The sequence below is a fragment of the Ruegeria sp. C2 genome (assembly GCF_056537765.1).
Window position 1 is genome coordinate 225,630 of sequence record NZ_JBQFRZ010000001.1, and the last position, 23,188, is coordinate 248,817.

Sequence of the window (23,188 nt, forward strand, 5' to 3'; positions counted from 1 at the left end):
GACCCAAAAGGGAGGAGGATGGGTCTGATCTCAGTATCTGTGTCGCGCTTACTGCGCGGTTTGCTCTTCGGTGGCCTGTTGGGCCAGCCGGCGGATCATCGAACGGTGCAGGCCCAGATCGGCCAGCTCGCGATCTGACAGTGCCGACAGTTCGTTTACCGTCTGGCGGTACAGGCGGTAGCGCGCAACGCGGGTCTTTACGGTTTCGACCAGTGCTGCGACTCCAAATACCGGAGCGCCTTTCAGACCTGTTTGTGTGCTTGCGACTGCCATCTTCATCATCCGTTCATTCTTGTTGCTGCCGGCATCGTCCGGCGCTTGCTTGAGACTGAAGATAGGCAAATGCTGCGATTGCACAATAGCTCGCGTCGTCAATGCTGCTATGCAGCAAATGCATGGATTGTCGGGATAATCCAGGCTGCCCCAATAATTGCCTTTAAAATATAGGTTTTCGTATGCGGTTGGCTTTTTGCCAGTTCAGGTGCCGTGATTAAAGGTGCTTATCCCTTAAGCAGGATTGGCGTTTGTTTGGGCATGTTGTGTCAGATCAAGAGGGGGCAGCGCTGTTCTTCTCTGATCCAGCCCGTGGTGTGACAGTGCCATGGGAAAGCATGGGTCGCCTATGGGGCTGGCCCCCTAAGCGATCGCGATTCGTCCTGGTCGGCTGGGTTTCATGGGTGCTTGCACCGGATTTACCGCCATTCAGGAAAATTATTGGGAAATCATGGGAGGAAATTTTTCAACGCCGAGTTGCGCATATGTGGTGTTGATGGGTGCCAGAATCACAATCTGTGGTGTATTTAATCCGGATTTCGATTGCTTTAATCTTATTTTGAAGCCAGAATCGGTTCTCTTCTTACAAAATTCCTGTTGATTTCCATGATTTCCCATGGCATCCCTTGTTTACCCGATGAGGGCGAGGACAGTTAAGGGGCACCAAACGACCCCGAACCAAAAATACAAAAAACAGGTTTCATACAGGCATCTCGCTTTCATCACTTAACAGATCCGGCGCGCGGGCGAGCAGACATCCCCCCAGGTGGCGCGCGCAGCTGGACATCCCGCTCAGCGGGTCAATGCGGCGGGTTGATCAGTGGCAGCAGATCAACCCGCCGTTCTTCATCCGGGGGGAACGTGAATTTTGAGGTGGGGCGCAAGCGAAAGGGACAGTCGTCTTGGCGCGCAGGTTTAGAGGTGAAAGCCACCATAAGGTGGACACGAAGGGCAGGGTCTCGATCCCGGCCTCGTTTCGCCGTGTGCTTGAAGCCTCCGATCCCAACTGGCAGCCCGGTGACAATCCTGAACTGGTGATTGTCTATGGCGATCACCGCCGCAAATACCTTGAATGCTATACGATGGAAGCGATCGACGAGGTGGACGCCAAGATTGATGCTTTGCCGCGTGGCTCAATGCAGCGCCGGATGTTGCAGCGGATGTTCCATGGTCAGTCTTTCCCGACCAATGTGGACGAGACCGGGCGGCTGGTTTTGCCCGCCAAGCTGCGCAACAAGATCGATCTTGAGAATGAGGCGTTCTTTATCGCCGCCGGTGACACCTTCCAGATCTGGAAGCCCGAGACATATGAGGCCGAGGAACTGGCCACAACCGAGGAATGGCTCGACGATCTGCCGGATGATTTCGATCCGATGCAGTATCTCGACGGCATCGGGGACGGGTGACGGCATGGCCGGCGCTCAGACCTCATCGGACAAACCTCACATCCCCGTTCTGCTGCGCCCGTTGCTGGCTGCCGTGGCACCGGTCTCCGGTGTCTGGCTGGATGGCACATTCGGCGCAGGCGGTTATACCCGTGGTCTGCTCGAGGCCGGGGCCGAGAAAGTCATTGGCGTGGATCGTGATCCGCTGGCCTTTGAAATGGCTGCCGATTGGGCCGGGGAATACGGGGGGCGGCTGGTGATGCAGCAGGGCGTGTTCTCTCGCATGGATGATTATGCGCAGGGTCTCGACGGTGTGGTGCTGGACCTTGGTGTTTCTTCCATGCAACTGGATCAGGCCGAACGCGGCTTTTCCTTCATGAAAGACGGCCCGCTGGACATGCGCATGAGCCAGGAAGGCGAAAGCGCCGCCGATCTTGTCAACACGGCGACCGAGGCGCAACTGGCCGATATCCTGTTCCATTTCGGGGAAGAGCGCGCCAGTCGCCGCATCGCTAAGGCCATCGTCAAGGCGCGGGCAGAGGAACCGATCACCACGACTCTGCGTCTGGCCGAGATCATCGAGTCCTGCCTGCCGCGCCCGAAACCCGGCCAGTCGCACCCGGCGACGCGCAGCTTTCAGGGCCTGCGCATTGCGGTAAATGCGGAATATGAGGAGCTGTTTCAGGGCCTCATGGCCGCCGAACGTGCGCTGAAGCCCGGTGGGCAACTGGCGGTCGTCACCTTCCATTCCATCGAGGATCGGATGGTGAAGCGGTTCTTCCAATCGCGCGCCGGAAAAACCGGGCGCGCCAACCGCTACGCGCCCGAGATGGCGCAGGATCAGCCGCAATTCACGCTCAAGACCCGCAAGGCCGTCGGCCCGGATGAGCAGGAACTACAGGAAAATCCGCGCGCGCGCTCGGCGAAGCTGCGCGTCGCGGTCCGGACGGACGCCCCGGCGGGGGAAATTGAGGCCCGCGCCATCGGCATGCCGCAACTGGGGGGAAGAGCAAGATGAAGAGCATTCTGTATGTGTTGACGGCCCTTTCTGTGTTCGGGTTGGCACTCTGGGCCTATCAGGAAAACTACCGCACCCAGCAGGTGGTGAAAGAAACGCAATCGCTGCAGCGTCAGATCGGGATGGCGCAGGCGCGGTTGGCCGTGCTGAACGCTGAATGGGCCTATCTCAACCGTCCTGACCGGCTGCGCGAACTGGCAGACCTGAATTTCGAACGTCTCGGCCTGCTACCCCTGCGGGCCGAACAGTTTGGCCGTGCGGATCAGATCAGCTATGGCGAGGACCCGGACCTGCCCATCGTCGACCCGCTTGAACTCGAAGACATCACCGATGTCCAAGCGTTGATCGAGGTGCAGATCCCATGACCCGTACACCGCTCCGCCCTCTGGCCCGTATTCTCGACGCCCGTGCCAAGGGTGAAAACCCCAAGGCGATTGAGCGTGAGAACATCCGCAAACGCCACGAAGACATGAAAGATCGCGCCCGCGCGCGCGCCGAAGGCCGCCTGCTGGTGCTGGGTCTGTTCTTCTTCTGCGCCTTCTCGGTCGTGGGCTTCCGCATGGGCGTTCTGGCGACGTCTGAAGCACAGGAACCTCTGGCCAGCGCGCCGGGCGCCTCCATTGCCATGCAGCGCGCCAATATCGTCGACCGCGAGGGGCGCATTCTGGCGACCAATCTGGACACCTATTCGGTCTATGCGCAGCCGCCCCTGATGATCGATCCTATCGCAGCGGCTGATCAGCTGGTTGCGATCTTTCCCGATCTGGAAAAAGAGCGTCTGGTCAAAGACTTCACCGGCAATCGCAAGTTCCTGTGGATCAAGAAACGTATCTCGCCCGAGCAGAAGCAGGCCGTGCATGACATCGGTGATCCCGGCATCCTGTTCGGTCCGCGTGAGATGCGCCTGTACCCGAACGGCAAGCTGGGCGCACATATTCTGGGCGGCTCGGGCTTTGGCCGCGAGGGCGTAAGTGCTGCCGAGGTGATCGGCGTGGCAGGTGTCGAGAAACAGTTCGACGACTACCTGCGTGACCCGGCCAACGGCAACAAACCCCTTCAACTGTCGCTGGACCTGACCGTTCAGGCGGCTGTTGAACAGGTGCTTTATGGCGGCATGAAGATCATGAACGCCAAGGGCGCTTCGGCAGTTCTGATGAACGCCCATACGGGCGAGGTCGTCTCGGCCGCGTCGCTGCCATCCTTCGACCCCAACGACCGCCCACGCCCGCCGACCTCGGGCTTTGACCCCTCGGACAGCCCTCTGTTCAACCGCTATGTGCAGGGCGTGTATGAGCTGGGCTCGGTGTTCAAAATCTTCACTGCCGCGCAGGCGGTGCAATTGGGGCTGGTGAACTCCAACACGATCATTGACACCTCGGGCCCGATGAAAATCGGTCGTTTCCCGATCGGGGAATTCAACGGCAAGAACTATGGCGAGATCAGTGTCGCCGATGTGATCGTGCACAGCTCGAACCGGGGCACCGGACGGCTGGCATTGCAGATTGGTGCGCAGCGACAGCAGGATTTTCTGAACGCGCTGGGCATGTTCGACCCGACCCCGTTTGAGATTGTCGAGGCCAAGGGTGGGCAACCGCTCAAGCCCAAGAAATGGGGTGAGCTGAGCACTGTGACCATCTCCTATGGCCACGGCCTCTCGACCAGTCCGATGCATCTGGCCGCGGGTTACGCAGCGATTGCTAATGGCGGGCATTATGTCAGCCCCACCATCCTGCGCCGTAACGGTCCACAATACGGGCCCCGGGTGATGTCCGAAAATACCGCCAAGCAGGCGCAGAATATGCTGCGCAAAGTCGTGACCGACGGTACCGCCAGCTTTGGTGATGTCAAAGGTTATGACGTGGCAGGCAAGACCGGCACCGCCGACAAACCCAAGCCGCGCGGTGGCTATTATGAGGACAAGGTGATCGCCACCTTTGCCACCATTTTCCCGGCCTACGATCCAAAATATGTGCTGATTGTCACGCTCGATGAGCCGTCCATCGTCGCTTACGGTGAAAAGCGCCGTACCGCTGGCTGGACCGCCGTCCCCGTTGCCGCCGAACTGATCGGACGCGTGGCACCCTTGCTGGGCCTCAGACCCCGGCTTGAGCCTGAGGCGCGCGCTGCTATAACGCTGACCTCAAATTAGGCTGTCCGGCGAAAGGTGGGTCATGGGCAATCAGTCAAAGAAACTCAGCGAACTGGCCCTGACCGCACGGGGCGGGGCCAATCCCGACATCACCAGTCTGGCCGTCGACAGCCGTGAGGTCAAAGACGGTTTCCTCTTCGCAGCCCTTCCCGGCACCCGCGTCCATGGCGGTGAATTCATCCAGTTTGCCCTGCGCATGGGCGCTGCTGCCATTCTGACGGATGCCGAAGGGGCGGAAATCGCCGCCGAAGAACTGGCCGCATCCGACGCTGCCCTGATCGTGACCGAAGACCCGCGCCAGGCACTGGCCGGTGCCGCGGCGCTGTGGTTCGGCGCGCAGCCGAAAACCATCGTTGCTGTCACCGGCACCAATGGCAAAACATCCGTGGCCAGCTTCGTCCGCCAGATCTGGACCGAGCTGGAGCTGGCCGCCGTCAACCTCGGCACAACCGGCGTCGAAGGCGCCTGGACCGCGCCGCTGGCCCACACCACGCCCGAGCCGATCACGCTGCATCGCTGTCTGGCCGAGGCTGCCGAGAACGGCGTGACCCATGCTGCGATGGAGGCTTCCTCCCACGGGCTCGAACAACGCCGTCTGGACGGGGTGCATCTGACCGCCGCCGGGTTCTCGAACTTCACGCAGGACCATCTGGACTATCACGACACGTTCGAGGCGTATTTTGCCGCCAAGGCGGGGCTGTTTGACCGGGTACTGCCAGAAGACGGGGTCGCGGTGATCAACCTTAGCGACCCGAAGGGCGCCGAGATGCGCAAGATTGCCGAGGCGCGGGGTCAGAGCATCATCACCGTGGGTCCTGAGAACTCTAATCTTTGCCTTCTGAATCAACGTTTTGATGCGACTGGGCAGGATTTACGCTTTTCGTGGAAGGGCAAGACCTATCAAACCCGCCTAAACCTGATCGGCGGGTTTCAGGCTGAAAACGTCCTGCTCGCCTGTGGCCTTGTCATCGCGGCGGGAGAGGCCCCCGACCGCGTGTTCGAAACCCTGCCGCACCTGACAACCGTTCGGGGCCGGATGCAGCTGGCCGCCACCCGCGACAACGGTGCGGCGGTGTTTGTCGATTACGCCCACACGCCGGACGCCGTGGCCACCGCGCTGAAAGCGATGCGCCCCCATGTCATGGGCCGCCTGATTGCTATCGTCGGTGCAGGCGGTGACCGCGACGCAACTAAACGCCCGCTCATGGGGCAGGCGGCAGCGGAAAATGCCGATCTGGTCTTTGTCACCGATGACAACCCGCGCAGCGAAGACCCGGCCACCATCCGCGCCGCCGTCATGCTTGGCGCGCCGGAAGCCGCAGAAGTTGGTGACCGGGCCGAGGCCATCCTGCGCGGCATCGACGCGCTGCAACCGGGCGACGCTCTGCTGATTGCGGGCAAGGGGCACGAGACCGGCCAGATAGTCGGAGATCAGGTCCTGCCCTTTGACGATGTGGAACAGGCCAGTATCAGCGTTGCCGCTCTGGACGGGAGGGTCGCATGACGCTCTGGACCGCAGCCGAGGCCGCAAAGGCCACCAACGGGCGCGCCACCACCGATTGGCAGGTGAACGGCGTCTCCATCGACACGCGCACCCTGCAGCCGGGTGACCTGTTCGTTGCGTTGAAGGCTGCCCGCGACGGCCATGATTTCGTCGCCCAAGCGCTTGAAAAAGGCGCAGGCGCAGCGCTTGTGTCGCATATTCCCGAAGGCGTGCTCGAAGATGCACCGCTGTTGATCGTCGACGATGTGCAGACGGGTCTAGAGGCGTTGGGGCAGGCGGCCCGCGCCCGAACCAAGGCGCGCGTGGTGGGGGTGACTGGCAGTGTCGGAAAGACCTCGACCAAGGAAATGCTGGCCAGCATTCTGGAAACGCAAGGAAAAACCCATGCCAGCGTGGCCAGCTACAACAACCACTGGGGCGTGCCGCTGACGCTGGCACGGATGCCACGGGATACTGAATTCGCCGTTATCGAGATCGGTATGAATCATCCGGGCGAAATCGCCCCTCTGGCCCACCAGGCACAGCCGCATGTGGGGCTGGTGACCACCGTGGCTGCCGTCCATCTGGAAGCCTTCGACTCGGTTGCGGGCATCGCCCATGAGAAGGCCGCGATCTTCGACGGGCTGACCAAGGGCGGCACCGCCATCGTCAATGCCGATATCGAACACGCGGGCATTCTGCGCGACTGCGCCGCTGCGCAAGGTGTGAAGATTGTCGAATTCGGCCACAAGGCGCGGGATTTTGTCCTGACCAACGTGCTCCAGGGCCCCGACTCAGTGCAGGGGTACGGACTTGTTGGCGGCGCCGACATCACCTTCGATGTCCAATCCGCGGGAACCCACTTTGCCATGAACGCGCTGGGCGCTCTGGCGGCCTGTGTCGCTCTGGGCGTCGATCTGGTTCAGGCGATTGCGGGCCTGCGCGGGTGGTCGCCGGTCAAAGGGCGCGGCGTGCGCGAACTCATAAGCCTGCCGGACGGCGGCGCGATTAAACTGCTGGACGAAAGCTACAACGCCAACCCCACCTCGATGGAGGCCGCGCTGGACGTGTTGGGAGCCCTTCAGGGCGACCGCCGGATTGCCTTTCTGGGCGACATGAAAGAGCTGGGTGCTGAAGAACGCGCCATGCATGCCGCCATGGCCGAGGTGCCCGCGATGGCGCATGTCGATCAGGTGCACTGCATCGGCCCGCTGATGCAGGCGCTGCATCAGGCCCTGCCCGAGGGCAAGCGCGGGCTGTGGACGGCAACCAGCGATGAGATGGCAGCCCACCTGCCGGAACTGATCCAAAGCGGCGACGTCGTGATGGCCAAGGGGTCGCTGAGTATGGCATTGGCGCGGATCGTTGACGGTCTGCGGCAAATGGGGCATGGCAGCGCGCCAGAGAGCCGTCATTTTGTGAGAAAGGTTTTGTAATGCTCTATTGGTTGACCGCCCTGTCGGACGGAGGGGATTTCTGGAACCTCTTCCGCTATATCACGTTCCGGGCAGGCGGAGCCTTTCTGACCGCGCTGATCTTTGGCTTCCTGTTCGGCAAGCCCCTGATCAACGTGCTGCGCCGCAAGCAGGGCAAAGGCCAACCGATCCGCGATGACGGCCCCGAGGCGCATCTGTCCAAGGCCGGAACCCCCACCATGGGCGGCCTTCTGATCGTGGGTGCGCTGGTGACCTCGACCCTGATCTGGGCGCGCTGGGACAACCCATATGTCTGGATGGTGCTGTTCGTAACGCTGGCCTATGCGGCCATCGGCTTTGCCGACGACTATGCCAAGGTGTCGAAGCAGAACACCAAGGGTGTCTCCAGCAAAATGCGGCTGGCGCTGGGGATTATCATTGCTGTGCTGGCCTCGCTCTGGGCCTCGCTGCATCACCCCGCCGATTTGCAGAACCAGTTGGCGCTGCCGGTGTTCAAGGATACTCTGATCAATCTGGGTCTGTTGTACATCCCGTTCGCGGTGATCGTGATCGTCGGGGCCGCCAATGCGGTGAACCTGACAGACGGTCTGGACGGTCTGGCCATCATGCCCGCGATGATCGCGGCCTCGACCCTCGGCGTGATTGCCTATGCGGTGGGCCGGGTCGACTTCACCGAATATCTCGATGTGCATTATGTGCCCGGTACGGGTGAGATCTTCATCTTCACCTCAGCGCTTTTCGGCGCGGGTCTTGGGTTTCTGTGGTACAACGCCCCTCCGGCGGCGGTGTTCATGGGCGACACCGGGTCTTTGGCGCTGGGCGGCGCACTGGGCGCAATTGCCGTGGCCACCAAGCACGAGCTGGTGCTGGCCATCGTAGGGGGGCTGTTCGTGGTCGAGGCGCTGAGCGTGATCATCCAGGTGCTTTACTTCAAACGCACCGGCAAGCGCGTGTTCCTGATGGCCCCGATCCATCATCACTATGAGAAAAAAGGCTGGGCCGAACCCACCATCGTGATCCGCTTCTGGATCATCTCGCTGATCCTGGCGATGATCGGTCTGGCGACGCTGAAGGTGCGATAATGGTGGATTGGATCAGAAAACAAATAGGCTGGGTTGCCAACGCATCACAAAGTTTGATTGCTGCAATAGTCCTGACTTGGGGTGTGTTTCATGTGGCCGCGCTGCTGGGTAGTGAAAATAATCTGAATAGATTCTGGGCATTGATTGCTGCATTGGTGTTCGTGGTTCCGATGCTCTACGCGCTACTGTGTAATGCCGTTTTAATCGGCTTGAGAGGAGTTGGTATCATCGCCGAAACCGAAGGGTTTGAGGCAGTGGGAAAAAGAGGTAAGCGCCTTCAAATCAAAGTGCTCGAAGTGATTTTTGCTATGACTTCCATTTTGACCCCGTTCGCTCTGCTTGGTGTCTTCAATGGTCACAGGACAGCTTACCTGATCTCTCTTGGTGCGTTTGTATTTGTGCTCAGCATAGTCATACCGTTGTGCTCTGATTGGTTGCAAAGGAACAAAGTACAGTGATCCCGGTCAAAGGATTTTCAGGACAGAAAGTTGCAGTTCTGGGACTGGGCCGGTCGGGTCTGACCACGGCGCGGGCATTGCGCGCGGGCGGGGCCGCGCCGATCTGCTGGGATGATAACCCCGCTGCGCGTGAGGCCGCCGAGGGTGAAGGCTTCGCCTGCGCCGATCTGCGCCGTCACGGGGCGTTTGATGACATAACTTCGCTGATCGTCTCACCGGGCATTCCGCATCTCTACCCCACGCCTAACCCGGTCGTGGCCGCTGCTTTGGATGCCGGTGTGCCCGTCGACAATGATATCGGCCTGTTCTTCCGCTCTTTCGCGGGGCCGGAATGGCATAACTATGATACCCCGCCTCGGGTGATCGCGGTGACGGGCTCGAACGGCAAATCGACGACTGCCGCTTTGATACATCATATACTGGCAGAGGCCGGGCGCGACTCGCAGTTGGCGGGCAATATCGGGCGCGGTGTGCTGGATATCGATCCGGGCGGCGATGGATCGGTCGTGGTGCTGGAGCTTTCCAGCTATCAGACCGAACTGGCCCGCGCGCTGACCCCGGATGTGGCGGTGTTCACCAATCTTTCACCGGATCATCTGGATCGGCATGGGGGCATGGGCGGTTATTTTGCAGCCAAGCGTCGTCTCTTTGCCGAAGGTGGCCCGGATCGCGCCGTGATCGGGATAGATGAGGCCGAGGGCGCATTTCTCGCGGGCCAACTGGCCGAGGGGCCATCGGATGACCGGGTGATCCGCATCTCGGTTGCCCGCAAGCTGACCGGACCGGGCTGGCAGGTCTTTGCCCGCAAAGGCTTCCTGTCGGAATACCGCAAAGGCCGCCAGGCCGGGTCGATCGACCTGCGTGAGATCAGGGGTCTGCCCGGTGCGCATAATCACCAGAACGCCTGCGCCGCTTATGCCGCCTGCCGCTCTCTGGGCCTTGCCCCGCGCGTGATCGAAGACGCGCTGCACAGCTTCCCGGGCCTGCCGCACCGCAGTCAGATCATCGCGGAGGCGGACGGCGTGACCTATGTCAACGACTCCAAGGCAACCAATGTGGACAGCGCCCTGAAAGCGCTGAGCGCGTTCAAGAAGATACGTTGGATATGCGGCGGGCTTGAGAAAGAAGGCGGGCTTGAAGCGCTGAACGGGGCAGGGGATCATGTGATCAAGGCCTATGTCATCGGGCGCGAAGCGGCGGGCTTTGCCATGCAACTGGCCGCAGAGGCGCAGGTCTGCACCACCATGGCCGCCGCAGTCGAACAGGCCATGGCTGACGCGCAATCAGGTGAAGTGGTCCTGCTGGCCCCGGCCGCGGCCAGTTTTGACCAGTATGACAACTTTGAACAGCGCGGCGATGATTTCGTGGCTGAGGTCAAAAAACGCCTCTGAAAGCGGGGCATTTGCAATAGATTGCCGGTTCGGCGAAGCTGTGGCCTATCTGCTTGACGCGCCATGCGCATTGGTTTTTGCCTTCAGGAAATTCAACACGAGGTCATGAATATGCCAAATCGTAAACTTTTTCTGGTCGTTCCCGCTCTGCTGGCTGTAGCGGCCTGCACCAACACTGGCGCCAGCTATCAGCCGGTGATCGACGGTCCGGTGGGCCCGAACTACAACTCTGATCTGGCGCAGTGCCAGCAACTGGCCGCCTCGCAGCCCGGTGTTGACGGATCGACCGCAGGGAACGCGGCCATCGGCGCGGCAGGTGCTGCTGCCGTCACCGGCATCGTTCAGGACAGCAGCGACAATCTGGGTCGTGCAGCCGTTGCCGGTGCTCTGGTCGGGGCTGGTGCCGATGTGATCAACAAGAACCAGAACAAGGAAGTCATCGTGCGCAACTGCATGCGCGGACGTGGCTACAACGTCGTCGGCTAACGACCTGCGATGGCGCTTCCCGAGGCGTGGCCCGAGGACCACGCCCACTGGAAGTTGTAGCCACCCAGCCAGCCGGTGACATCCACCGCTTCACCAATCGCATAGAGGCCGGGGACATCCCTGGCCTCCATCGTTTTCGACGACAGGCCCTCGGTGTCGATCCCGCCCAGAGTCACCTCGGCCGTGCGATAGCCCTCGGTGCCTGACGGCGTAAGCCGCCAGTCGGACAGCGCAGCGATCAGATCGGACAGCGCCGCGTCGGACTGATCCGCAAGATTGCCCTTCATCGGTATATGATGCTTGAGATGGTCCACCAGCCGTGTGGGCAGGTGGCGCGCCAACTCGGTGGTCAGCGCTTTGCGCCCACCGGCCTGCCGCTGATCGCGCAGCAGATCGAACAGCGGCAGATCGGGGATCAGGTTAACCCTGATCTCCTCCCCCTCGTGCCAATAGGAAGACAGTTGCAGCACCGAAGGTCCGCTCAGCCCGCGATGGGTGAACAACAGAGCTTCGTCAAAGCTGGTGCGCGCATTGGACAGACGCGCGGCCAGAGAGACGCCGGACAGGTCCTTGAAACGCCCGTCCGAGAAGGTGAACGGCACCAGCGCCGCCCGCGTTTCGGTCACCTGCAGCCCGAATTGCTGCGCGATGTCATAGGCCAGCCCGGTCGCGCCCATCTTGGGGATCGACTTGCCGCCGGTGGCCAGCACCAGATTGCGGCAGGTCAGGGGGATGCGCTTGCCCTCGCGTTCGACGTCCAGGGCAAAGCCACTCTCGGTCTTGCGCAGATCGCGCAAACTGGTCTGAACCCAAAGCGTGGCCCCGGCGCGCTCCATCTCGTCCAGCAGCATCTGAATGATCTGCTTCGACGACCCGTCGCAGAACAGCTGCCCCAGCGTTTTCTCATGCCATGCAATGCCATGGCGACCGACCAGATCGATGAAATCCCACTGCGTATACCGTGCCAGCGCGGATTTACTGAAATGCGGATTGTTCGACAGGAAATTGCCCGGCCCCGCATACATATTTGTGAAATTGCATCGCCCACCGCCTGAGATGCGGATCTTTTCACCCGGCGCTTTTGCATGATCAATCACCAGCACGCGCCCGCCGCAATGGACGGCGCACATCATGCCGGCAGCCCCGGCGCCAAGGATGATCGTGTCATAATTCATGCCTCCGCCCTTGGCCTGTAATCGGCGCGAAGGCAAGGGGCTGACGTGCTCAAGCCCCGGCGAATTCGGATCTCTGAACAGCCAGTGTTGGTTCGTGGTCGCCCGGAAGGATGTGCATCGGTCACAAGATCTGACGAATTGGTTAGACTCACTTGACCGGTGTGCAAGCTGTCCTTAGCAAAACCTTAGTGCTTTTGGTTAAGAAACAGAGCGCGTGTTTTTCAGTTCTGGTGGAGTTGCCCCCAATGCCGACAACAATCTTTGGTGCGTTTCGCACCGATTCCACGCTGTCTGCTGCAGATGTCACGTTCGACGCGACGGGCACGACCTTCCAGATTTCGAGCTATAGTCAGATCACGATCGAGGATGGGGCGGACGGGACCATTTTCGACGGCGACGACCAGAGCAACGAAACCCCCAACGATCCGACGCAAACCCTTGCGGGAAATGCCATCTATTGGGACTTCACGATTGAGGTGACGGACGGAACCAACACCTATGAGATCGGCGTCTTCGACTACGACATCAACGGTGATGGAAACTCCCTCACGATCAACGAAGAAGCAGGCTTTTTCCTGGCCTTTATCGGGGGCTCTGTTCCGCCTCTGAACACAACGCTCACGATCAATGGCGTTGTTGATAACGGCCCGAACATCGATGTCGATACGGTTGTGCCATGCTTTGTCACGGGCACCCGGATCGAAACCCCGGATGGGCTTCGCGCGATCGAAACGCTCAAGGCCGGGGATGCGGTGCTGACCCTTGACCATGGCCCACAGATCATTCGCTGGATCGGTTCACGCGATCTGGATCGCGTTGATTTAGCAGCCAAACCCAAGCTGCGCCCGATCCGGATTGCCAAAGGTGCGCTGGGCGAGGGCCTGCCAGCACGCGACCTGCGTGTATCGCCGCAGCATCGCATGCTTGTGCGGTCTCCGATTGCGGTGCGCATGTTCGAGACGGGCGAAGTTCTGATCCCGGCAGGGAAGCTTCTGGATCTGCCAGGCGTATCTGTTGACGAAGACGCAACCTCGATCACTTATGTTCACATGCTGTTCGACCGGCACGAGGTGGTCTTCGCCGAAGGCGCCCCATCCGAGAGCCTGTTCACAGGACCCGAAGCCCTGAAAGGCGTCGGCAAAGACGCTCTGGCCGAAATCGAGGCGCTGTTCCCCGAGGTCGCGACTGGTGTTCATGCACCGCAACTTGCGCGTCTGACACCGGCGCGGGGCGGGCAGGTTCGCTCGCTGATCCGCCGTCATGTGAAGAACCGCAAACCGCTGCTGGCAGGGTAGAACATCCTGAACATCACCTCATCGCCTTGCCGTGAAAGCACCGTGGCGCCCGCATTTCGCAACGAAAATGGGCCTTTATAAAGCGAAGTTAATCACCGCGTTTGGGTCGGTTTCGACGCTTCGACTGACATCTGCAATCTTCAGCCGGAAAGACGGTCGCCTGTGATTGAAACAGTGCCGCTCAGAAATCGCTCAAACGCCGTCATTCCACTGGCCTGAATGCAAAAATCGCTGTAGACTCTCAATCAGATCCCGAAAACGGGACGTGTACGAGGCAGATAGTGGCGGTATCTCATGACTGAGATGGTGTATGGCGCGGTCCAGGACCAGCGCGGCGAACCGATTCTTCCAAAGTGGTGGCGGACGATTGACCGCTGGACGATGTCCTGCGTTCTGATCCTGTTTGTCATCGGGCTTCTGCTGGGGCTGGCCTCATCGCCGCCGCTCGCGGGGCGCAACGGGTTCGATCCGTTCCACTATGTTGAACGTCAGGCGCTGTTTGGCGGGCTGGCACTGGTTGCGATGCTGCTGACCTCGATGATGTCGCCGACGTTGGTTCGGCGTCTGGCGATCTTGGGTTTCCTCGGCGCTTTCGTGGCGCTGGCTTTCCTGCCGATCTTCGGCACCGATTTCGGCAAGGGCGCGGTACGCTGGTATTCGCTGGGTTTCGCCTCGCTGCAGCCATCAGAATTCCTCAAACCCGGTTTCGTCGTCGTCGCCGCATGGCTGCTGGCCGCCTCGCAAGAGATCAACGGCCCGCCGGGGCGGCTCTGGTCGTTCGCGCTGTGCATGTCCATCGTCGCGATGCTGGTGATGCAGCCAGATTTCGGGCAGGCCTGTCTGATCCTCTTTGGCTGGGGCGTGATGTATTTCGTGGCCGGCGCACCGATGTTGCTGCTGCTGGGCATGGCCGGGGCGGTCGTGTTGGGCGGCATGTTCGCCTATTCCAATTCCGAGCACTTCGCCCGCCGCATTGACGGGTTCCTGAACCAAGAGGTCGATCCGACCACCCAGCTGGGCTATGCCACCAACGCCATCCGCGAAGGCGGCCTGTTCGGTGTTGGCGTCGGTGAGGGGCAGGTGAAATGGTCTCTGCCCGATGCGCATACGGATTTCATCATCGCGGTGGCGGCCGAGGAATACGGCCTGATCCTCGTCCTGATCATCATCGCGCTTTATTCGCTGATCGTGGTGCGCTCGCTGCTGCGGTTGATGCGCGAACGCGACATGTTCATCCGTCTGGCCGGCACCGGTCTGGCCTGCATGTTCGGCGTTCAGGCGATGATCAACATGGGCGTCGCCGTGCGCCTGCTGCCCGCCAAGGGCATGACGCTGCCCTTCGTCAGCTATGGCGGCTCGTCCCTGATCGCAGGCGGCATCGCGGTCGGCATGTTGCTGGCCTTCACCCGAACCCGCCCACAAGGCGAGCTTGGCGACATTCTGCGCGGACGAGGCTGATGGGCAAACCTTACCTTCTGATTGCGGCGGGCGGTACCGGGGGGCACATGTTCCCCGCGCAGGCGTTGGCCGAGGCGATGCTGCTCAAGGACTGGCGCGTGCGCCTGTCCACCGATCCCCGTGGCGCACGTTATACCGGCGCGTTTCCCAAAGGCGTCGAAATCGTCGAGGCCTCCTCCGCCACTTTCGCCCGTGGCGGCCTGGCCGCCAAGGTGATGGTCGGGCCGAAGATTGCTGCGGGCGTGACCGGCATGGCAGCAGGGATGATGCGTGACAAGCCGGACGTGGTGGTGGGCTTTGGCGGCTATCCGTCGATCCCGGCGCTGGGCGCGGCGACGCTGCTGAAAATCCCCCGCATGATCCACGAACAGAACGGAGTGCTGGGACGCGTGAACCAGCTCTTTGCCACCCGCGTGGCACAGGTGGCCTGCGGCGTCTGGCCCACAGACCTGCCCGAAGGCGCGAAGGGTCTGCACACCGGCAACCCGGTACGCGCCGCCGTACTGGAGCGCGCCGCTGCTCCCTATATCCCGCCGGGCGATTATCCGATGTCGGTGCTGGTCATGGGTGGCTCGCAGGGCGCACGCATCCTCAGCGACGTGGTGCCCGACGCGATTGCGGCGCTGCCAGAGTATCTGCGCGGCTTCATCCGGGTTTCGCATCAGGCGCGCGCGGAAGATCAGGCGCGTGTGGCCGCGTTCTATGCCGAACATGGCATCCTTGCCGATGTACAACCCTTCTTCGAAGACGTCCCTCGGCGGATGTCCGAGGCGCAGCTGGTCATCTCGCGCTCGGGCGCGTCCAGCGTTGCTGATATCTCGGTGATTGGGCGACCCTCGATCCTGATCCCCTTCGCCGCAGCCGCCGGAGATCACCAGACCGCCAACGCGCGTGGGCTGGTTCAGGCGGGCGGGGCGATCATGATCCCCGAAAACGCCCTTGACGTTGCCGCGCTGACACAGCAAATGACCACGGTTTTCACCAACCCCGAAGCCGCACAGCAAATGGCCCATGCCGCGCTATCGGTTGGGGCTCCGGACGCGACCGAGCGTCTGGTCGCCCTTGTCGAACAACTGGCGCAGAAGGAGACCTCATGAATCCAGCAACCAAACTGCCGCAGGACGTTGGGCCGATCCACTTTGTGGGCATCGGCGGGATCGGGATGTCGGGTATTGCCGAGGTGCTTCTGAACCTTGGCTACCGGGTTCAGGGGTCGGACCTCAAGGCGTCGAAAATCACCGACCGTCTGGCCTCGCTGGGGGCTGAGATCTTTGTCGGCCAGCGCGCCGAAAACCTGCAGAACGCCGCCGTGGTCGTGGTCTCGACCGCGATCAAGCCGGGCAATCCGGAACTGGACGAGGCGCGCGCGCAAGGTCTTCCGGTGGTCCGCCGTGCCGATATGCTGGCCGAACTGATGCGCTTGCGCTCGAACATCGCAATCGCCGGAACCCACGGCAAGACCACCACGACCACGATGATGGCCGAGCTTATGGTCGCGGGCGATTTCGACCCCACCGTCATCAATGGCGGCATCATCCACGCCTATGGCTCGAACGCGCGGATGGGGCAGGGCGAATGGATGGTGGTCGAGGCGGATGAGAGCGATGGCTCCTTCAACCGCCTACCTGCAACCATCGCCATCGTCACCAATATCGACCCCGAGCATATGGAGCATTGGGGCGATTTCGACCAACTGCGCGACGGTTTCCACGAGTTCGTCTCAAACCTGCCCTTCTACGGTCTGGCCGTCTGCTGCACGGATCATGCCGAGGTGCAGGCTCTGGTCGGGCGCATCACCGACCGCCGTGTGCGCACCTATGGCTTCAACGCGCAGGCCGATGTGCGGGCCGAGAACCTGACCTACAAAGGCGGCGTCGCCCATTTCGACATCCACCTGCAATACGAAGACAAGGTGATCGAGGGCTGTACCCTGCCGATGCCGGGGGACCACAACGTCTCGAACGCTCTATCCGCCGTGGCCGTGGCCCGCCATCTAGGCATGAAGGCCAGCGAAATTCGCGAGGCGCTGGCCAATTTCGGCGGCGTCAACCGCCGCTTTACCAAGGTCGGGGAAATCAACGGCGTCACCATCATCGACGATTACGGCCATCACCCGGTCGAGATTGCAGCCGTTCTCAAGGCTGCACGTCAGGCCACCGAGGGCCGCGTCATCGCCGTCCACCAGCCGCACCGTTATTCGCGCCTCTCCAACCTGTTCGACGATTTCTGCACCTGCTTCAACGACGCCGATGTGGTCGCCATTGCCGAGGTCTTTGCTGCGGGCGAAGACCCGATTGAGGGCGCATCCCGCGACGATCTGGTCGAAGGTCTGATCCGCCACGGCCACCGTCATGCGCGGGCCATATTGGATGAAAGTGACCTCGAACGCCTCGTGCGCGAACAGGCCCGTCCCGGCGATATGGTCGTCTGCCTCGGTGCAGGTACGATCAGCGCCTGGGCCAACGGATTGCCCGACCGGTTGATCGCCAAAGCGAGCTGATACTATGGCGTGGTCGCTCATAATCGCCTGCGGCTGGGTGCTCGCCTCGACCATCGTGGCGATGCTGCCCATGCGCCTGCAATTCCCGCCGGGCCTGGTGCTGTTTGTCAGCGCGCCCGCACTGATCCTGTGGCTGAGCTACGATTATGGCTGGTTCATCGGAGTGCTGGCCATTGCCGGCTTTGCCTCGATGTACCGCAACCCGATCCGCTATTACTGGCGCAAATGGACGGGCAGAGAGGTGTCTGAGTGAACTGGTCAATCGCGCTTGCCGGTCTTTGGGGGCTGACCGCCAATATTCTGGCCATGCTGCCCAGCAAGGACAACCACTGGCGACGTGCCTATTTCCTGATCGCTGTGGGCGTTCCCATTCTGGGCTATGTCACCTATGAAAACGGCCCTTGGGTTGGGTTACTTGTCCTTGCCGCAGGCATGTCGGTGCTGCGCTGGCCGGTGATTTACCTCACCCGTTGGACAAAGGCGAAAATGCAGGGCATGAAGGCGGCCAACAAGTAACCGACCGTTTCAGGAGGTCCCAATGGTCAACGTCGCCACCTTCGCCTATCTGCCACTCATCTGTCTCGTCTTCGGCACCGTTGCGGGCTTTGTCGCCGGGCGCTGGATCGGCACCAAGGGATTGCTGTGGTTGATCGGGCTGACCTCGGCCGTGGCGCTGGCGCTGATCGTGATGCTTGCGGGCGTCGAAACCGGTGAAGAAGAACAAGCCTTCGGTCCCTTTGTCTGGCTAACGGGCGGTGTTCTGCCTTTCCTGTTCGCGGTGATCATGGGCGGCGTTGGCGGACGCAGTCTGGCGGCAAGGGCAAACACATGATGCATCTGCCCGATGTTCGGGGCCGTCTGACTCAGGCCCGTCCATTGAGCGACCTGACATGGCTGCGGGTCGGCGGACCAGCCGACTATCTGTTCCAACCCGCAGATATCGAGGACCTGCAGGCCTTTCTGCGCGACCTTCCTTCCGATGTTCCGGTCTTTCCCATGGGCGTCGGTTCCAACCTAATCGTGCGGGACGGCGGCCTGCGGGCCGTGGTGATCCGGCTGGGGCGCGGCTTCAACGATATCTCGGTCGATGGCAACACGGTTACCGCAGGCGCTGCGGCGCTGGATGCGCATGTGGCGCGCAAAGCGGCGGATGCGGGTGTGGACTTGACTTTCCTGCGCACGATCCCCGGTTCCATCGGCGGGGCCGTGCGCATGAACGCGGGCTGTTACGGCAGCTACACCGCGGATGTGCTGCAAAAGGCCACCATCGTCACCCGGACCGGAGAGGTCGTGGACCTGACCCCGCAAGACCTCAACTTCCGCTATCGCCAGTCCGACCTGCCCGAAGGCGCTGTGCTGGTCTCGGCGACGTTCCAAGGCCCCTCTGGCGATCCTGCGGACCTGCACGCCCGCATGGAAGCGCAACTGCAAAAGCGCGACGAAACCCAGCCCACCAAGGATCGCAGCGCCGGATCGACTTTCCGCAATCCCGCCGGGTTCTCTTCGACCGGGCGCGCGGATGACGTGCATGACCTCAAGGCGTGGAAGGTGATCGACAACGCAGGCATGCGTGGCGCCATCAAAGGTGGCGCGCAGATGAGCCCCAAGCACTCGAATTTCCTGATCAACACCGGCACAGCCACCGCCGCTGACCTCGAAGGTCTGGGCGAAGAGGTGCGAAAAAAGGTTTACGAAACAAGCGGCATCACGCTAGAGTGGGAAATCATGCGGGTCGGTGATCCGCTGAATGAATAAAGCCCCAACCGTCAGACCAAAACAGGCAAATTCAGGCGACGGATCAAAGGCATAAACGCAGTACGGACCACCACATAAGGTCCGGGGACATTGAGGCGCACATTGGGTATGTCGAGCAGGACAAACCCCAAAGTGGCGGTATTGATGGGCGGCCCCTCGGCGGAACGCGAGGTGTCTCTCAGCTCTGGGCGCGAATGCGCAGCCGCCCTTGTGGGAGAAGGCTTTGAAGTGGTCGAACTGGACGCAGGTCCCGACCTCTACGCGCGCCTTTCAGAGATCAAGCCGGATGTGGTTTTCAACGCCCTGCATGGCCGCTGGGGCGAGGATGGCTGTGTACAGGGACTGTTGGAATGGATGCGCATTCCCTATACGCATTCCGGCGTGCTGGCTTCGGCGCTGGCGATGGACAAGCAGCGCAGCAAGGAAATTTACCAGACCGAAGGCCTGCCGATCGTGCCCAGCCTGATCGTGCCCAAGGTCGAGGTGGTCGAGGTCCACGTGATGGAGCCACCCTATGTGGCCAAGCCCAACAACGAAGGCTCCAGCGTCGGCATCTATATCGTGCATGAAAACGCCAATGGCCCGCCGCAACTGGACGAGGCCATGCCCGATTTGGTGATGGTCGAGAAATACGTCGCGGGCCGCGAACTCACCGTGACCGTGATGGGCGACCGCGCCCTGACCGTGACCGAGATCATGACCGATGGCGGCTGGTACGATTATGACGCCAAGTACAAGCCCGGCGGATCGTGGCATGTGCTGCCCGCCGACATCCCGCAGGATATCTTTGATCGCTGCATGGACTATGCGGTGAAGGCGCATAAAGCGCTGGGATGTCGCGGCGTGTCACGGACCGACTATCGCTGGGATGACAGCATGGGGGTCGACGGGTTGTTCCTGCTCGAAACCAATACCCAGCCGGGTATGACACCGACCTCGCTGGTACCTGAGCAGGCCGAGTATTGCGGCATGACGTTCGGCCAGCTCTGCGCCTGGATGGTGGAGGACGCCTCATGCGACCGCTGATCGCCACCCGCGCGCCGGTGATCCACCGGACCAAACCGCTGGCCGGGCCGGATGCCGACTTTAATACCGCACCAAGGCCCGAACCCAAGGCGGAACCCAGGCTGCGTCTGCGTGGAATGCGCATGTTTGGCCGGTCGGGCCGGTTTGTTGATCCGGCCCCGTCAAAGCTCAGCTACCGGCTGCAGCGCTGGATGCTGACGCCCGGGATTCGCCGGGGCCTGAAGATCGGCCTGCCAATTCTGGCCGTCGTGACAGCCATTGGTCTGTATTTCGCCTCGGAAGATCGCCGCATGGCGCTCGAGACGTATATTGCCGACATCAAGACCTCGATCCAGGAACGCCCCGAATTCATGGTCAACCTGATGGCCATCGATGGGGCAGGGACCACATTGTCCGAGGATATCCGCGAGGTCGTGCCGCTCGACTTTCCGCTCAGCTCCTGGGATCTGGATGTCGAACAGATCCGCGACACGATCACCGGGCTGGACCCGGTGAAATCGGCCACCGTACGCATCCGTCCCGGCGGAATCCTGCAGGTCAACGTGATCGAACGTCAGCCGGTGATCGTCTGGCGCACCCGTGACGGGATCGAGCTATTGGATGAGACCGGTGCCCATGTGGACATGATCGCAGCGCGCGCCGATCACGCGAACCTTCCGCTGATCGCAGGGAAGGGCGCGGATAAACACGTACCGGAAGCGCTGCAAATCCTCTCTACCGCCCGCAGTTTGGGCGAGCGGGTCCGCGGCCTTGTCCGCGTTGGCGAGCGGCGCTGGGATCTGGTGTTGGATCGCAAGCAGCGCATCATGCTGCCGACCGAACGCCCTGCGCGCGCGCTGGAGCGCGTGCTGGCGGTGAACGAAGTGCAGGACCTTCTGGAACGCGATGTGGCCGTGGTCGATATGCGACTCGGTCAGCGGCCAACCATCCGAATGAACGAAACAGCCAGCGCAGACTGGTGGAACACAAAAGTAGATGTGAGTAGCGGGCAGTAACGACCATGATGACCGATCTTTATCAGTCCCAACGCGCCATGCGGCAGATGCGCCGCCAAGCGATGCAACGCGGCGTCGTCGCCATTCTGGATGTGGGCAGCTCCAAAATCGCCTGCCTCGTCCTGCGTTTTGACGGGACTGGGCGGCTGTCCGAGGATAACTCGATCGGCTCCATGGCCGGTCAGACCGGGTTCCGGGTCATCGGCGCTGCGACCACCCGCTCGCGCGGGGTGCAGTTCGGCGAAGTTACCGCGATGCAGGAAACCGAACGCGCCATCCGCACCGCCCTGCAGGCGGCGCAGAAGATGGCCGATATCCGCGTCGATCACGTCATCGCGTCGTTCTCGGGGGCCAATCCGCGCTCCTATGGCCTTGACGCGCAGGTCGATCTGGAAGGCCAACTGGTCACCGAGGCCGAAGTGGGTCGCGTCCTGAATGCCTGCGATGTGCCCGACTACGGCGAAGGGCGCGAGGTGCTGCACGCCCAGCCGGTGAATTTCGCGCTCGACAACCGCTCGGGCCTGATCGACCCGCGCGGTCAGCTGGGGCAGAGCCTCGCGGTGGATATGCATATGCTCACCGTCGATGCGGTGGCGATCCAGAACATCGTGCGCTGTATCAAGCGCTGCGATCTGGAGCTGGCAGGGATTGCGAACTCGGCCTATGTCTCGGGCGTTTCCGCGCTTGTTGAGGACGAGCAGGAGTTGGGCGCGGCCTGCATCGACATGGGCGGCGGCACCACCAGCGTGTCGATTTTCATGAAGAAACACATGATCTATGCCGATTGCGTGCGCATGGGCGGCGATCACGTGACAAGCGACATTTCGATGGGCCTCGGCGTGCCCGCTGCGGTGGCCGAACGCATCAAGACCTTCAACGGCGGTGTCCACGCAACCGGGGCCGATGATCGCGACTTGATCGATATCGGCGGCGATACCGGCGATTGGGAACACGACCGCCGCACCGTCAGCCGCGCCGAGCTGATCGGCATCATGCGTCCCCGCGTCGAGGAAATCCTCGAAGAGGTTCGCACCCGTCTGGACGCTGCAGGTTTTGACCACCTGCCCAGCCAACAGATCGTTCTGACTGGCGGAGGCAGCCAGATCATGGGGCTCGACGGGCTGGCCAGCCGCATTCTGGGTCAACGTGTTCGTTTGGGTCGCCCGCTGCGCGTGCATGGCCTGCCGCAATCCGCGACTGGGCCGGGCTTTTCCTCGGCGGTGGGCCTCAGCCTGTTTGCGGCGCACCCGCAGGACGAATGGTGGGATTTCGAAATCCCTGTCGACACCTACGCCGCACGCCCCTTCAAACGCGCCGTGCGCTGGTTCCGTGACAATTGGTAAACGTCTGCGCCGGGCAACCCTTGGCGCGGCCTTCTTGCCCGCTGCGGCTGCGGCCCAGACCCTGATCTCGCCCGAGGCGTTTCTGAACGCCGTCGTCGGCAAGACAATCACTTTCCACGAAATCCGCAGCGGCATGCTGGTCGGGACCGAGGAATTCCTCAGCCCGACTCTCTCAGTCTGGCGGATGGAGGGGCGGGGTTGCGTCTACGGCCAGATCACCACGCCGAACGGCCAGATCTGCTTTCTCTATGACGATGCGCCCGATGGCCTGCCGGTCTGCTGGTGGCCTTTTTTGCATGATGACCGGCTGATGGTCCTTCTGGCGCGTTTCGTTGGCAGTGAAACGCAAGAGGTCCGCAGCATTTCCGAGAACAGCCTGAACTGCCCAAGTGCCCCGACAAGCTAAAGAAATCGGTTGCGGCGACCGCCAATTTCCCGCAAAATACTATTTAAGGCCCGATAGAGGCCCAGCGGCAGGAC

At 61.6% G+C, this 23,188-nt stretch carries 24 protein-coding genes; 22 read left to right on the forward strand and 2 right to left on the reverse strand.

The genetic code is table 11. The features are described 5' to 3' along the window. Nucleotides 1-48 precede the first annotated feature (48 nt). Nucleotides 49-273: a DUF1127 domain-containing protein gene (locus ACR0IV_RS01165; protein WP_480470381.1), complete on the reverse strand. Its 225-nt coding sequence runs from the start codon at nt 271-273 to the stop codon at nt 49-51. A gap of 902 nt (nt 274-1,175) precedes the next feature. Here ACR0IV_RS01165 and mraZ point away from each other — a divergent pair. From mraZ to ACR0IV_RS01215, 10 genes are all read left to right on the forward strand, one after another. Then, nucleotides 1,176-1,679, forward strand: a complete 504-nt coding sequence (mraZ, locus tag ACR0IV_RS01170) for a division/cell wall cluster transcriptional repressor MraZ (RefSeq protein ID WP_170669849.1) — start codon at nt 1,176-1,178, stop codon at nt 1,677-1,679. A gap of 4 nt (nt 1,680-1,683) precedes the next feature. Continuing rightward, on the forward strand, nt 1,684-2,676 hold the full coding sequence (gene rsmH, locus ACR0IV_RS01175; RefSeq protein ID WP_480658300.1) for a 16S rRNA (cytosine(1402)-N(4))-methyltransferase RsmH: 993 nt from the start codon (nt 1,684-1,686) through the stop codon (nt 2,674-2,676). Continuing rightward, complete coding sequence (gene ftsL / locus ACR0IV_RS01180) at nt 2,673-3,041, forward strand: cell division protein FtsL (protein ID WP_480470379.1); 369 nt, start codon at nt 2,673-2,675, stop codon at nt 3,039-3,041. Before rsmH ends, ftsL begins: the two co-directional genes overlap by 4 nt. After that, the gene (locus ACR0IV_RS01185; RefSeq protein ID WP_480470378.1) at nt 3,038-4,825 is read left to right on the forward strand and encodes a peptidoglycan D,D-transpeptidase FtsI family protein; all 1,788 of its coding nucleotides are present in this window, start codon (nt 3,038-3,040) and stop codon (nt 4,823-4,825) included. Before ftsL ends, ACR0IV_RS01185 begins: the two co-directional genes overlap by 4 nt. Before the next feature lie 22 nt (nt 4,826-4,847). Then, nucleotides 4,848-6,329 carry a UDP-N-acetylmuramoyl-L-alanyl-D-glutamate--2,6-diaminopimelate ligase gene (locus ACR0IV_RS01190; protein ID WP_480658299.1) on the forward strand — a complete coding sequence of 494 codons (1,482 nt, stop codon included), beginning with the start codon at nt 4,848-4,850 and terminating at the stop codon, nt 6,327-6,329. Continuing rightward, nucleotides 6,326-7,744, forward strand: coding sequence for a UDP-N-acetylmuramoyl-tripeptide--D-alanyl-D-alanine ligase (locus ACR0IV_RS01195; protein WP_480658298.1), 1,419 nt, complete (start codon nt 6,326-6,328; stop codon nt 7,742-7,744). The genes ACR0IV_RS01190 and ACR0IV_RS01195 overlap by 4 nt, the downstream gene beginning before the upstream one ends. After that, a complete protein-coding gene (mraY, locus tag ACR0IV_RS01200; RefSeq protein WP_480658297.1) occupies nt 7,744-8,826 on the forward strand; it encodes a phospho-N-acetylmuramoyl-pentapeptide-transferase in 1,083 nt (360 codons plus the stop codon). The genes ACR0IV_RS01195 and mraY overlap by 1 nt, the downstream gene beginning before the upstream one ends. Then, nucleotides 8,826-9,284, forward strand: coding sequence for a hypothetical protein (locus ACR0IV_RS01205; RefSeq protein ID WP_480658295.1), 459 nt, complete (start codon nt 8,826-8,828; stop codon nt 9,282-9,284). The genes mraY and ACR0IV_RS01205 overlap by 1 nt, the downstream gene beginning before the upstream one ends. After that, a complete protein-coding gene (gene murD / locus ACR0IV_RS01210; RefSeq protein ID WP_480658294.1) occupies nt 9,281-10,675 on the forward strand; it encodes a UDP-N-acetylmuramoyl-L-alanine--D-glutamate ligase in 1,395 nt (464 codons plus the stop codon). The genes ACR0IV_RS01205 and murD overlap by 4 nt, the downstream gene beginning before the upstream one ends. Nucleotides 10,676-10,786: 111 nt before the next feature. Continuing rightward, nucleotides 10,787-11,161, forward strand: coding sequence for a glycine zipper family protein (locus tag ACR0IV_RS01215; protein ID WP_480470372.1), 375 nt, complete (start codon nt 10,787-10,789; stop codon nt 11,159-11,161). On the opposite strand, the gene ACR0IV_RS01220 is transcribed toward ACR0IV_RS01215, so the two are convergent. Further along, nucleotides 11,158-12,336 (reverse strand): BaiN/RdsA family NAD(P)/FAD-dependent oxidoreductase, encoded by a 1,179-nt coding sequence (locus tag ACR0IV_RS01220; RefSeq protein WP_480658293.1) that lies wholly within the window; start codon nt 12,334-12,336, stop codon nt 11,158-11,160. The genes ACR0IV_RS01215 and ACR0IV_RS01220 overlap by 4 nt on opposite strands. Before the next feature lie 245 nt (nt 12,337-12,581). Between ACR0IV_RS01220 and ACR0IV_RS01225 the strand changes: the two genes are divergently transcribed. From ACR0IV_RS01225 to ACR0IV_RS01280, 12 genes are all read left to right on the forward strand, one after another. Beyond that, nucleotides 12,582-13,631 (forward strand): Hint domain-containing protein, encoded by a 1,050-nt coding sequence (locus tag ACR0IV_RS01225; RefSeq protein ID WP_480658292.1) that lies wholly within the window; start codon nt 12,582-12,584, stop codon nt 13,629-13,631. Nucleotides 13,632-13,925: 294 nt separating this feature from the next. Further along, entirely contained in the window at nt 13,926-15,089 is a 1,164-nt protein-coding gene (ftsW, locus tag ACR0IV_RS01230; RefSeq protein WP_480658290.1) for a putative lipid II flippase FtsW, read from the forward strand. After that, nucleotides 15,089-16,186: a UDP-N-acetylglucosamine--N-acetylmuramyl-(pentapeptide) pyrophosphoryl-undecaprenol N-acetylglucosamine transferase gene (locus ACR0IV_RS01235; protein ID WP_480470368.1), complete on the forward strand. Its 1,098-nt coding sequence runs from the start codon at nt 15,089-15,091 to the stop codon at nt 16,184-16,186. Before ftsW ends, ACR0IV_RS01235 begins: the two co-directional genes overlap by 1 nt. Next, the gene (gene murC, locus ACR0IV_RS01240; RefSeq protein ID WP_480658288.1) at nt 16,183-17,589 is read left to right on the forward strand and encodes a UDP-N-acetylmuramate--L-alanine ligase; all 1,407 of its coding nucleotides are present in this window, start codon (nt 16,183-16,185) and stop codon (nt 17,587-17,589) included. Before ACR0IV_RS01235 ends, murC begins: the two co-directional genes overlap by 4 nt. Before the next feature lie 4 nt (nt 17,590-17,593). Then, a complete protein-coding gene (locus tag ACR0IV_RS01245; RefSeq protein WP_480470366.1) occupies nt 17,594-17,842 on the forward strand; it encodes a DUF2484 family protein in 249 nt (82 codons plus the stop codon). Then, complete coding sequence (locus tag ACR0IV_RS01250; RefSeq protein WP_480470365.1) at nt 17,839-18,105, forward strand: DUF2484 family protein; 267 nt, start codon at nt 17,839-17,841, stop codon at nt 18,103-18,105. The genes ACR0IV_RS01245 and ACR0IV_RS01250 overlap by 4 nt, the downstream gene beginning before the upstream one ends. A 22-nt stretch (nt 18,106-18,127) precedes the next feature. After that, a complete protein-coding gene (locus ACR0IV_RS01255; RefSeq protein WP_480470364.1) occupies nt 18,128-18,421 on the forward strand; it encodes a hypothetical protein in 294 nt (97 codons plus the stop codon). Continuing rightward, nucleotides 18,418-19,344 carry a UDP-N-acetylmuramate dehydrogenase gene (murB, locus tag ACR0IV_RS01260; protein ID WP_480658287.1) on the forward strand — a complete coding sequence of 309 codons (927 nt, stop codon included), beginning with the start codon at nt 18,418-18,420 and terminating at the stop codon, nt 19,342-19,344. Before ACR0IV_RS01255 ends, murB begins: the two co-directional genes overlap by 4 nt. Before the next feature lie 102 nt (nt 19,345-19,446). Continuing rightward, nucleotides 19,447-20,370, forward strand: coding sequence for a D-alanine--D-alanine ligase (locus ACR0IV_RS01265; protein WP_480658579.1), 924 nt, complete (start codon nt 19,447-19,449; stop codon nt 20,368-20,370). Next, nucleotides 20,358-21,365 (forward strand): cell division protein FtsQ/DivIB, encoded by a 1,008-nt coding sequence (locus ACR0IV_RS01270; RefSeq protein ID WP_480658286.1) that lies wholly within the window; start codon nt 20,358-20,360, stop codon nt 21,363-21,365. Before ACR0IV_RS01265 ends, ACR0IV_RS01270 begins: the two co-directional genes overlap by 13 nt. An 8-nt stretch (nt 21,366-21,373) precedes the next feature. Beyond that, nucleotides 21,374-22,708 carry a cell division protein FtsA gene (gene ftsA / locus ACR0IV_RS01275; RefSeq protein WP_480658578.1) on the forward strand — a complete coding sequence of 445 codons (1,335 nt, stop codon included), beginning with the start codon at nt 21,374-21,376 and terminating at the stop codon, nt 22,706-22,708. After that, entirely contained in the window at nt 22,695-23,114 is a 420-nt protein-coding gene (locus tag ACR0IV_RS01280) for a hypothetical protein (RefSeq protein WP_480658284.1), read from the forward strand. Before ftsA ends, ACR0IV_RS01280 begins: the two co-directional genes overlap by 14 nt. Nucleotides 23,115-23,188 lie beyond the last annotated feature (74 nt).

Bases quoted from the DNA above. Each gene is read 5' to 3' on its own strand.
- ACR0IV_RS01165 (WP_480470381.1), bottom strand. From the start codon at position 273: ATGGCAGTCGCAAGCACACAAACAGGTCTGAAAGGCGCTCCGGTATTT.
- rsmH (WP_480658300.1), top strand. From the start codon at position 1,684: ATGGCCGGCGCTCAGACCTCATCGGACAAACCTCACATCCCCGTTCTG.
- ftsL (WP_480470379.1), top strand. From the start codon at position 2,673: ATGAAGAGCATTCTGTATGTGTTGACGGCCCTTTCTGTGTTCGGGTTG.
- ACR0IV_RS01185 (WP_480470378.1), top strand. From the start codon at position 3,038: ATGACCCGTACACCGCTCCGCCCTCTGGCCCGTATTCTCGACGCCCGT.
- ACR0IV_RS01190 (WP_480658299.1), top strand. From the start codon at position 4,848: ATGGGCAATCAGTCAAAGAAACTCAGCGAACTGGCCCTGACCGCACGG.
- ACR0IV_RS01195 (WP_480658298.1), top strand. From the start codon at position 6,326: ATGACGCTCTGGACCGCAGCCGAGGCCGCAAAGGCCACCAACGGGCGC.
- mraY (WP_480658297.1), top strand. From the start codon at position 7,744: ATGCTCTATTGGTTGACCGCCCTGTCGGACGGAGGGGATTTCTGGAAC.
- ACR0IV_RS01205 (WP_480658295.1), top strand. From the start codon at position 8,826: ATGGTGGATTGGATCAGAAAACAAATAGGCTGGGTTGCCAACGCATCA.
- ACR0IV_RS01215 (WP_480470372.1), top strand. From the start codon at position 10,787: ATGCCAAATCGTAAACTTTTTCTGGTCGTTCCCGCTCTGCTGGCTGTA.
- ACR0IV_RS01220 (WP_480658293.1), bottom strand. From the start codon at position 12,336: ATGAATTATGACACGATCATCCTTGGCGCCGGGGCTGCCGGCATGATG.
- ACR0IV_RS01225 (WP_480658292.1), top strand. From the start codon at position 12,582: ATGCCGACAACAATCTTTGGTGCGTTTCGCACCGATTCCACGCTGTCT.
- ftsW (WP_480658290.1), top strand. From the start codon at position 13,926: ATGACTGAGATGGTGTATGGCGCGGTCCAGGACCAGCGCGGCGAACCG.
- ACR0IV_RS01235 (WP_480470368.1), top strand. From the start codon at position 15,089: ATGGGCAAACCTTACCTTCTGATTGCGGCGGGCGGTACCGGGGGGCAC.
- murC (WP_480658288.1), top strand. From the start codon at position 16,183: ATGAATCCAGCAACCAAACTGCCGCAGGACGTTGGGCCGATCCACTTT.
- ACR0IV_RS01245 (WP_480470366.1), top strand. From the start codon at position 17,594: ATGGCGTGGTCGCTCATAATCGCCTGCGGCTGGGTGCTCGCCTCGACC.
- ACR0IV_RS01255 (WP_480470364.1), top strand. From the start codon at position 18,128: ATGGTCAACGTCGCCACCTTCGCCTATCTGCCACTCATCTGTCTCGTC.
- murB (WP_480658287.1), top strand. From the start codon at position 18,418: ATGATGCATCTGCCCGATGTTCGGGGCCGTCTGACTCAGGCCCGTCCA.
- ACR0IV_RS01270 (WP_480658286.1), top strand. From the start codon at position 20,358: ATGCGACCGCTGATCGCCACCCGCGCGCCGGTGATCCACCGGACCAAA.
- ftsA (WP_480658578.1), top strand. From the start codon at position 21,374: ATGACCGATCTTTATCAGTCCCAACGCGCCATGCGGCAGATGCGCCGC.